Genomic DNA, 9594 nt, shown 5'->3' with positions numbered 1-9594 from the left:
ATCGGTGTCCCACGTCTCCAGCAGCATGCGGATCTTGCGCACCACCTGGTAGGTGCCGCCCTCCATCCACCGCTGGTCGCCATTGTGGACCCAGACGTACCGCGAATACTGGTCGTCGGTCTCGACGTTGCGCGTTCCGTCCTTGAACCCCATCAGGTTTCGTGGCGTCTGCTGTCCGGGCCCCGCGGACGCGCGACCGAACCCCAACACCGCCCAGAACGGCGCGACGACGTTGCGGCCCATCCGCGCCAAGTTGCGCACGGCGTGATAGCAGACCTGCGGATCGTCGGCGCACGCCTGGACCGAGAGCTCACCGCCGGTGAACTTCGGATCCAGCGTGTCACCGTTCAGGGTCGGCAGCGCCGAGAAGATCGCCGGCTTGTGAGGCCCGAGACCAAACCGGCCGTCGAAGAGCGACGGGCCAAGGCCGATCGTGACGGTGAGGCTGGCGGGACTGAGGCCGAACGCCTCGCCGGTGTCCGTGGGCGGGGCCACGTCGCGGTCGGGTTCGATCGAACCGACCGGCTTGCCCTGTTGCAGAACGGCTGCCGCCGCCGACCAGCGCGCCAGCAGCGTCTGCAGCGAGGTCTTGGAAGCCGTGTCGGCGAGGCGGAACGTCATGAAGACGCTGTGCCGCTGCGGTTCCGTGGCGACCCCGGCCTGATGGCCCGGCCCGTAGAACGGGTAGCTGCGACTCAGATCGACCGAGTCTCCCGGAGCCGTCGGGGCGGTCGTGTCTGACGCCAGCGCCCACGCCGCCGAACCGCCACCCGCAGCGCCGATGGCCGCGCCACCGAGTCCTGCGAGCAGTGCGCCCGAGAGCATTCCGCGCCGGGACACCCCCGGCGTGGGTTCGCCGGGGGTGTCCTGGTCCGCGGGCGGTTGCCCGTCACTCGACATCAGGTGGCCGAGACCACCTTCTGGGCGACGGTGGCGAGGCTCTCGTGCAGTGGCTGGATGACGGCCGTCAGCTTGGGAGCGTCGGTGCCACGCAGTTGCGCTGTCCACACCCTGTAGCCGCCGGGGGCCGAGGCGTCCCGGTACCCGTCGAGTGTGGTGAGCACGGTCTGGAACTGCTGGTCGAGCGTGGTGACCAGCGCGGGGTCGATCTTCTGCAGACCGGGTCGCAGCGACGCGTAGGCCTGTTGTGCGCCCTCGACGTTTCCGGCGAAGTCGACGAGGTCGATGTGGCTGAAACCCTCCTCCTCGCCGGTGATCTTGGTGTTCTGCACCTCTTCGATCAGGTCGGCCGCGCCGTTCGCCAGGTCCTCCGGCTTGAACTGCAGGGGCGCGACGACGGTCACCAACTTGCCGACGTTGCCGACCAGTTCGGTGCTCAACGCCTTGGTGGCCGGGGTAATGGCGTTGCCCTGGTACAGATCTCGCTCGACGGCGTGGAAACCCTTCCAGCCGACCTTCTCGTCGACCGGCGTCGACTCCCGCATGTCGACGAGGTAGTCGAGGTTTCCTGCGTTGTCGTCGACCGCGAAACCGGGCAGGACGAAACCCTCGACGCTGGACTCGGCCCGCTCGTAGAACGGCCGGGCCTTCGCATAGGCCGCCTTGGCGGCATCCACGTTGCCCGACTGCACGGCCGCGTCGAGTGCCTTGACGGCGGTGTCGAGCTGGTTGACCTGATCGACCACGTAGGCCGAGTAGTCCTTGGTGCCCTGACTCAGGATCGTCGGCACCGTGCCCGTGGGAGCGGCAGCGGCCTGGCCGGTGACGTCGAGATCGAGGTACTCGGTTCCTGCGCCAGGGCAGTACACCTTGTACTGGCCGCCGTCGAGGGTGACCGTGAACGACACGGGATCGAGCCCGGGAGCCAGGTTCTCCTTCTCGCCGACGATGCGCTGATCCTTGAGCAGTTCCATCTCGGTGATGCCTGGCGCGCTGCTGTTGGTCACCTTGAAGGTCACCGGGCCCGCGGGCACGCTCTTGTTGTCCAGCGAGCAGCCGTCCTTCCCACCGTCGTTCGCCAACGTCACGCTCACCGTGTTCACCCCGTTCGCGGCACTGGTGGCAGTGCTGCTCGCCGAGCTCTTGGCGGCATCGGTGCTGGAGCCACACGCACTGACGGTGAGAGCGGCCGCGGCGGCCAGGGCCGGTACGGTCAGCAGGACCCTATGGGACACGGATCTCGTCGCGGGTAGGTGATTCACCTTGGTGGCCATGTTTCAGTGGTTCCCTTTCGTTCTTCGATGATCTGCGGTTCGTGCGCACCGCGGCGACGACGACGAAGATGGCCGAGATCGCCAGAACCGTTGGCAGCCATACCGTCCACAGCGTTCGCTCGGTTCGGTCCATGGCGGACTGGGCGATCCCACTCGCGATCGCCTGGTCGTCGCCGGTGGCGGTCGCCCAGTCGGTGGCGAGTCCGCCGAGGCTGACGGTCTTTGGACCGGTCAGTCCCCCGCCGTCGAGCGTCGCCACGCGGGTGCTGGCCGCCTCGGCCGCGACGACGTCGTCACCGTTGGCGAGCACGGTGTAGACGGTGCGGGCGCTCCACTGCGCGTCGAACGGTCCCGGCGTGCGCGCGGTACCCAGGCCGACCGGCAGACGTCCGCCGGTCAGGGTCGCGAGCTGCCCGAGGCCGATCGGAGTGGTGGTCAGCCCGGGGTCGGCCGTTGCCGTCGCCTGCCAGACGTCGACGTCGAGTCCGGCAACCGTCTGCTGGCCTGCCGCGCTGAGCGGCACCCGCTGTTCCTTGCCGTCGGCCGTGTCGATCACCAGAACACGGGCGGCGCCGTCGGCCCGCAGGGTGGCGGTGACGCTCCCGCCCTCCGCCGTCGCGACCGTCCTCGTCGGCCCCGGCGACGCTGCGCCTGCATCCGGGATGAAGACCGCCATGGCCGCCGCAGCGGCGGCGAGTGCCACCGCGATGCCCGCCATGATGCGCCGCTTCCACACGGTGCCGGGCGCCAGTCGGGCGGGCCATCCGAACACGATCAGGACCGGGACGGCGTACAGCAGCCAGCCGAGCACCTCGATCAGGCGTGGGTCGGTGGGAATGCCGAACATTCCCGTGATCACAGCGCCCACAACGGAATTCGTCGGCATCCAGGAGGAGAGATCGAGCACGCGGAGCTGGCCGATCGTGATCCAGCCGGCCTCGTGCGCCGTCCGGAGGCTGCTCATCACCAGGCCGGCGGCGATGAAGACCAGGAAGATTCCGGTGATGCGGAAGAACCGGCCCAGATTGAGCTTGAGGCTTCCGAAGTAGATCCCGACGCCGATGGCGACCGCCGCGGCGATGCCCGCCCCACCGCCAAGGACGGCGAACCACCGATTGCCCTGGGATGCCTGGGCGGCCGCGAGCAGGAAGACCGCGGTCTCGAATCCTTCCTTGAGCACGGCGAGGAAGGCCATGACGGCGAGTGCGAGGGTGCCGCCGTCGTTGATCGCGTGAGCTGCTTCGCGCTCCAACTCGCCCTTCATGGATGAGGCGTTGCGGTTCATCCAGAGGATCATCGTGGTCACGAAGACCACGGCGATGGCGCCGATGACCGTCTCCAGCATCTCCTGCTGCCGCTGGGGCAGTGCGGCGGACAGGATCTCCAGACCCACCCCGACGGCGACGCTGATCGCGACGGCCAGGCCTACCCCGATGAACATCGGCCGAACGGGCTTGTCATTCCTGGTCAGGAAGGCGCCGATGATGCTGACGATGAGGGTGGCTTCGAGACCTTCACGCAAACCGATGAGAAACGTGCCAACGAAAATGCCCTGCACGTCTCTCCCGTCAGTCGAACCGGGAGTTAGGTTAGGCTTGCCGCTCCCCCAGCCGACAGGGCTGCGACCCGATGCCCAGGCAACTCTCAACTTTCGGCCAGCGGACACTCAGCGCTGAGATGCCTGGGGTCGATCCGTGCCGGCCGAGACGATTTATCGATTGCCGCGTCCGCCCAATACCATCGAGGGCGCAATGACCGATAACGCCCCCAGTGTCATGACGGCCGCCGACGGGCGGGCGGCAGACCGCATCACCGCCGAAGCGCGACGGCGCAGAACCTTCGCCGTCATCAGCCATCCCGACGCAGGCAAGTCGACGCTGACCGAGGCGCTGGTTCTGCACGCCAACGTCATCACCGAGGCAGGCGCCATCCACGGCAAGTCCGGGCGCCGCGCCACCGTGTCGGACTGGATGGACATGGAGAAGGCGCGCGGCATCTCGATCACGTCGACCGCATTGCAGTTCCCCTACTCCACCGCAGGCCAGGACTGCGTCATCAACCTGCTCGACACCCCGGGACACGCCGACTTCTCCGAGGACACCTACCGCGTACTCACCGCCGTCGACTGCGCGGTGATGCTCATCGACGCCGCGAAGGGTCTGGAACCTCAGACGCTCAAACTCTTCGAGGTCTGCCGACTCCGCCGCATCCCGATCATCACGGTCATCAACAAGTGGGACCGCCCAGGGCGCGACGCCCTGGAGTTGCTTGACGAGATCCACGCCAGAATCGGTCTCCGGCCCACCCCGTTGACCTGGCCCGTCGGCATCGCCGGGGACTTCAAGGGCGTTCTCGACCGGCGCACCGGAAACTTCATCCGATTCACCCGCACGGCGGGTGGCGCCAAGGCCGCCCCCGAGGAGCACATCGCTCCCGGAGATGCGCACGACGCCGCGGGCATCGACTGGGACAACGCGGTCGAAGAGTCCGAGCTGCTGGCCGCCGATGGCTCGGACTACGACCGGGAGACGTTCCTGGGCTGCGAGACGACCCCCCTGCTCTTTACCTCGGCCGCCTTGAACTTCGGCGTCAACCAGCTGCTCGACGTGCTGGTGCAGCTCGCCCCTTCGCCCAACGGGCAGCTCGACGTCGAAGGCCATCGGCGCCCCGCCGACTCGCCCTTCAGCGCATTCGTGTTCAAGGTTCAGGCAGGCATGGACTCCGCCCACCGCGACCGCATCGCGTATGCACGCGTCTGCTCCGGCACGTTCGAGCGCGGCGAGGTCCTCACCCACGCCACCACGGGCAAGCCGTTCGTCACCAAGTACGCGCAGTCGGTGTTCGGCCAACAGCGCTCGACGCTCGACACCGCGTGGCCGGGTGACGTCATCGGGCTCGCGAACGCCGCCGCGCTGCGCCCCGGTGACACGCTCTACCGCGACATCCCCGTGCAGTACCCACCCATCCCCAGCTTCTCCCCCGAACACTTCGCCGTCGCCCGCGGCACGGATCCCAGCAAGCACAAGCAGTTCCGCAAGGGCATCGCGCAGATGGAGCAAGAGGGCGTCGTTCAGGTTCTGCGCTCGGACCGCCGCGGTGACCAAGCACCCGTCTTCGCCGCGGTCGGGCCGATGCAGTTCGAAGTCGCCACCCACCGGATGGCGGGAGAACTCAGCGCGCCCATCCAGCTGGAGCCACTGCCCTACACCGTCGCCCGCGTCGCCGAGGCCGACGACGTCGAGTTCCTTCAGCGCCAGCCGTCGGTGGAGGTCTTCACGCGGAGCGACGGCGTGATCCTCGTGCTCTTCTCCACGAAGTGGCGCCTCGAGGGCTTCCAGCGCGACAACCCCACGGTGCATCTGCGCTCGCTCGTCGCCGCCGGCGACGACTAGCGCTCAGACGTACCGGGAGGTGTCGCGCCAGACGACGGCCTGAGCCACCACGGCCCGCCCGGCGTCGAGGCTGATCGCCGGGTCACCGTAGAGCTGGTAACCGAGGTCGAGCGCATCGCTCACACGCTTGCAGAACGTCTCGTCGTCGGGCCCGGTGAGCAGGCGGTACCTGGGCAGTCCGTTCGGTGGTTCCGTCACGAATCGATGGTCCCACGAGGGGCGGGCGTCGGATCCATGCCGCAGAATGTCGCACCATGGCAGGCGATTTCACCAGCGACACCCTCGCGACCCTGGCGTTGTCCACCGCAACGGTCACACTGCGCCGCGCGAGCCGGGACGACGTTCCCGCCCTCGTCGGGCTCATCACCTCCGACGCGGTGGCGCAGGAGCGCGGTGACGTGCCTGGCGGCGATCTCACGCCGTACTTCGATGCCTTCGAACGAATCAATGCCGCCCCGGGTGAGCTACTCGTCGTGGCCGACCGCGACGGTGAGGTGGTGGGAACGCTGCAGCTGAGCATCCTGCCCGGGCTCGCACGCCGCGGCGCCACCCGCGCTCAGATCGAGGCAGTCCGGGTGCGGGAGGATCAGCGAGGCGAAGGCCTCGGCAGCGCGATGCTGCGCTGGGCGGTGGCAGAGGCGCAGCGGCGGGGCTGCACGCTGGTGCAGCTGACGAGCGACAGGTCGCGCGACGACGCGCACCGCTTCTACGAACGCCTGGGCTTCGTCGCCTCACACACCGGATTCAAAATGCGCCTGCCCGCGACCGAGCCTCGCCAGAACCTGTTCTAGGCGGCTCATTCTCGGGAAGATGAGATCATCGGAGTACGGACGGGGGCAACGGTGAGCCAGCGGGGTCAGAACGCCGTGGTCTGCGGCGCAAGCATGGCGGGATTGCTCGCCGCCCGTGTGCTCTCGGACTTTTATGGGTCAATCACGGTGGTGGAGCGTGATGTGCTGCCCGAGAAGGCGATCCAGCGACGCGGTGTACCGCAGGGCAAGCACCTGCATCAGCTGTTGAGTCGTGGTTCGTTGGTACTTGGCGAATTGCTTCCCGGTTTGTTCGACGACCTCGTCGCTGCCGGCGCCAACGTCATCGACGACCCTGCGATGGTCTACATGCGCGTCGGCGAACACGTGCTGGTTCAGCATGGGGAGTTCGCGACCCCTCAAGTCGTGCATTCGGTCAGTCGGCCGCTGCTGGAGGCCCACGTCCGGCGGCGGGTCCAGGCGATCGAGAACGTGACGTTCCTGGACGGCCACGACGTCGTTGAGCCGATCGTCGGCCACGCTGACCGCGTGACCGCGGTTCGAGTCGTCAGCCGCGAGACCAGGCAGGAACGCGTCTTGGACACCGACTTGGTGGTCGACGCGACGGGCCGTTCGGCGCGCACCCCAGCTTTCCTCAAGGCCTGCGGCTACCCGAAGCCGGCCGAGCAGAGCTACTCCGTGAAGTTGAACTACGCGAGTCAATTCCTTCGAGTCCCCCACGGATTGCTCACCGAGAAGGCCGTCGCGGTCGCTCCCACCATTCAAAGGTCCACGGGCGCCGGCTTGTTTGCCTACGAAGACGACACGGTGATCCTCACGCTGATCGGCGTCGCCGGACGTGCACTGCCCACTGACCTTCCCGGCCTGCTCTCGGCCGCCGCAGAACTGTTGCCGTCCCGCATGACCGCAGCGCTACGCGCGGCGGAGCCACTGGGTGATGTGTCCGGGCAGCACTACCCAGAAAGTGTGTGGCACCGCTATGACAAGCTCGATCGGTTTCCCAAGGGACTGCTCGTCATCGGCGATGCCGTCTGCAGCTTCAACCCCGTCTATGGCCAAGGAATGACGTCAGCCGCCATGCAAGCGAACGTGTTGCGCCACTGCCTAACCGAGACCGACGAGGACTTGAGCAGGCGCTACTTCCGCACCGTCGCCAAGAAGCTGCTCCCGGTGTGGCAGGCCAACAGATTCAACGACTTCTGCGTGTCTCCCGCCGACGATTGGCGTTCGGCACCACAACGGCTGTCCAACTGGCTTACGGGCAAGGTGATGGCCGCGGCAGCCGACGACATCCACGTGACTGAAGCATTCATGCGCATGCTGCAGCTTCTCGACCCGCCGAGCCGCCTGCTGCGGCCGTCACTCCTGCGCCGAGTCGTCATCGGAAACCGTCGCAACCCTCAAACCACGAAGGTCACGAACTCACCGAGTCCGTGACCTTGCCGTAGCTGCGGACGGTCCATGACTTCTCCTCCGTTACCGCACCGTGGTTCTACCGGTACGGAAATGAAGTTAACCCAAGGAGGGCTCATGATCGTCGAAATGCATTGGGCTCTAACGTCTCTGCAGTGTTCTGCGTGCACCCGCGGCGTTCATCCATTGCATTCGAGTTCGGCGGCAATCGACGGTGGTACGCCCTCGTCGGTGCAATCGAACCCACTGCCGAGTTGCACTGCGCGCCAACCGCCGCCGTCGTGGTGGAACAGCACGATGCCGGGGGGATTCGTGTTGGGGACGGGCCTTATGGGGTCGATCAGGGCCTTCGCCCAATCGCCGGAGCACAGCACCTTGTAGACGGTGTACGGCCAGGATTTCTCGGGTTCCCCGTACCGGCGTTGTGCGGCCGACTTCAAGACATCCGCCGTCGCCGACGAGCAAGGGGATGCGGATTCACTCGTGGCGGCAAGGGAAGCGACCGACTGGCCAGTAGGCGCGACGTCGTGCGAGACGCCTCCTCCGCAAGCGGTCACCGATGCGACGGCAGCCGCACAGAACGTCGCGTACTTGATCGTGTCCATTGCACTGCACTCCTCGTTCAGCCCGGCCGAACAACAATAAACCGCGCCGGCGGCTTCGAGGTCGATGTTCTCGGTGCGGGCCAACAGCAGCGCGAAGGCGACGGCTTGGGCGTAGCCGTCGGCGAACATGTCATCGGAGGCGGTGGGGAACAGCAGCTGGCGCCAATCACGGGCCAAGCCGTGGAACGGTTGCTCGTCGGGGTTGGCGCTTGGATCCCGCCGCGCGCAGGGGTTGTTGGCGCCCCGACGACAAGTGGCGCACAACGCTGAGGGTGGACTTCGCGGATCGAGACGACGTCGCGTCACGCAACGATCTGTTGGGGGCTTGGCGCTGGAAATCCCGCGGCCCTGCCGCATAGAGGTTCACTGAGGCACTGCCCACCCAAACACATAAGGTCACGAACCCTTTCGAGTTCGTGACCTTTATGCCTGCGGTTCGTGGAACCGCTCATTGTGTGTGGATCTTGAAACCAGGTCAGAGGTGTGTTTCGGGAATTGATTCCACCGACTTTTTCCGCGTATTCCACCGACTTTAGCCCGGTCAAGCGGCTGAATCCGGTGGTGCCGCGCCGGCCTCCCGCCGGCTGCGTCTTGCGGCATCAACGGTCCTCCTCGCCATGCGACATGGTGGTCGTCCCCGCTGGCAGCGGGCGTTTTGTGGCGGCTCGTTGAATATGGATCGTTTGACTCCACCGACTTGTTTCTGATGCGGACATGGCGATGGACCGCGCCTCGGTGACGCGGTCCATCGTGTGGGAGGTTCTAGGTCCGCGGCGGTGTGCGGGCGGGTTCGTAGCCGAGGTCGGTGGCGAGCTGACGCATCCGGATGTCGATGGACTCCTCTCTGATCCGCGCAGGATTGAAGTTCGACTGACTCTCCCGGTTGGAGGCAACGACGGCCATTGCGAGGATCAGCTTGATCATGGGGTCGCGTCGTGGCCCACTGGTGAGCTGTCTCAAACCCGTGACGTGGGCCGACTTGAGATGGCTGAATCGTTGTTCGGTGAGTGCGCGAGCGGCTTCGAAGTACACCGCGTGTTCCCAGCTCCCTGGGACCAGATCCCATTGCGCTCGTTTGAACTGATCCGGGGTGAGGGTGACCGTTACGCTGGATTTGGCGCAGCATCCTCGTTCGTGGGCTTGCCACGTCGGCTCCGCGACGGGGACACCGTTACGAACGCGCGTCATGGATTCCGGTTTGAGCGGGCAGGTGACGTTACCCATCGCCGCCGGGCAGACC

At 66.6% G+C, this 9594-nt stretch carries 8 protein-coding genes and 1 pseudogene; 3 read left to right on the top strand and 6 right to left on the bottom strand.

Annotated elements, in window-relative coordinates; genetic code table 11:
- From ACRDUX_RS28645 to efeU, 3 genes are all read right to left on the bottom strand, one after another.
- Window positions 1-900, bottom strand: a 900-nt coding sequence (locus ACRDUX_RS28645; protein WP_526418860.1) for a Dyp-type peroxidase, incomplete at its 3' end; no start/stop codon positions are given.
- On the bottom strand, window positions 900-2135 hold the full coding sequence (efeO, locus tag ACRDUX_RS28640; protein ID WP_526418858.1) for an iron uptake system protein EfeO: 1236 nt from the start codon (window positions 2133-2135) through the stop codon (window positions 900-902). The genes efeO and ACRDUX_RS28645, both read right to left, overlap by 1 nt.
- Window positions 2125-3732 (bottom strand): iron uptake transporter permease EfeU, encoded by a 1608-nt coding sequence (gene efeU, locus ACRDUX_RS28635; RefSeq protein ID WP_526418856.1) that lies wholly within the window; start codon window positions 3730-3732, stop codon window positions 2125-2127. Before efeU ends, efeO begins: the two co-directional genes overlap by 11 nt.
- Window positions 3733-3925: 193 nt before the next feature.
- Here efeU and ACRDUX_RS28630 point away from each other — a divergent pair, with 193 nt between their 5' ends.
- A complete protein-coding gene (locus ACRDUX_RS28630) occupies window positions 3926-5566 on the top strand; it encodes a peptide chain release factor 3 (RefSeq protein WP_526418854.1) in 1641 nt (546 codons plus the stop codon).
- Between the two features lie 3 nt (window positions 5567-5569).
- Here ACRDUX_RS28630 and ACRDUX_RS28625 read toward each other — a convergent pair whose 3' ends face one another.
- Complete coding sequence (locus tag ACRDUX_RS28625; RefSeq protein WP_526418853.1) at window positions 5570-5764, bottom strand: DUF1737 domain-containing protein; 195 nt, start codon at window positions 5762-5764, stop codon at window positions 5570-5572.
- 56 nt (window positions 5765-5820) lie between these two features.
- Here ACRDUX_RS28625 and ACRDUX_RS28620 point away from each other — a divergent pair, with 56 nt between their 5' ends.
- Both ACRDUX_RS28620 and ACRDUX_RS28615 read left to right on the top strand, forming a co-directional pair.
- Window positions 5821-6357, top strand: a complete 537-nt coding sequence (locus ACRDUX_RS28620) for a GNAT family N-acetyltransferase (RefSeq protein WP_526418851.1) — start codon at window positions 5821-5823, stop codon at window positions 6355-6357.
- A gap of 51 nt (window positions 6358-6408) precedes the next feature.
- Window positions 6409-7773 carry an FAD-dependent oxidoreductase gene (locus ACRDUX_RS28615; protein WP_526418849.1) on the top strand — a complete coding sequence of 455 codons (1365 nt, stop codon included), beginning with the start codon at window positions 6409-6411 and terminating at the stop codon, window positions 7771-7773.
- Between the two features lie 155 nt (window positions 7774-7928).
- Here the strand turns inward: ACRDUX_RS28615 and ACRDUX_RS28610 are convergent, their stop codons facing one another.
- Together ACRDUX_RS28610 and ACRDUX_RS28605 are read right to left on the bottom strand one after the other, a co-directional pair.
- Window positions 7929-8531 (bottom strand): hypothetical protein, encoded by a 603-nt coding sequence (locus tag ACRDUX_RS28610; RefSeq protein ID WP_526418848.1) that lies wholly within the window; start codon window positions 8529-8531, stop codon window positions 7929-7931.
- Window positions 8532-9116: 585 nt separating this feature from the next.
- Window positions 9117-9594, bottom strand: a pseudogene (locus tag ACRDUX_RS28605) (hypothetical protein); the annotation flags it as partial.

The sequence above is a fragment of the Mycobacterium sp. genome (assembly GCF_050701675.1).
GTDB lineage: Bacteria > Actinomycetota > Actinomycetes > Mycobacteriales > Mycobacteriaceae > Mycobacterium.
The sequence above is the reverse complement of the archived record's forward strand: the minus strand, read 5'-3'. Positions and strand labels throughout refer to the sequence as shown.

What these genes read in the sequence shown, in the direction of transcription:
- ACRDUX_RS28630 (WP_526418854.1), top strand. Translation starts at nt 3,926, where the DNA reads ATGACCGATAACGCCCCCAGTGTCATGACGGCCGCCGACGGGCGGGCG.
- ACRDUX_RS28620 (WP_526418851.1), top strand. Translation starts at nt 5,821, where the DNA reads ATGGCAGGCGATTTCACCAGCGACACCCTCGCGACCCTGGCGTTGTCC.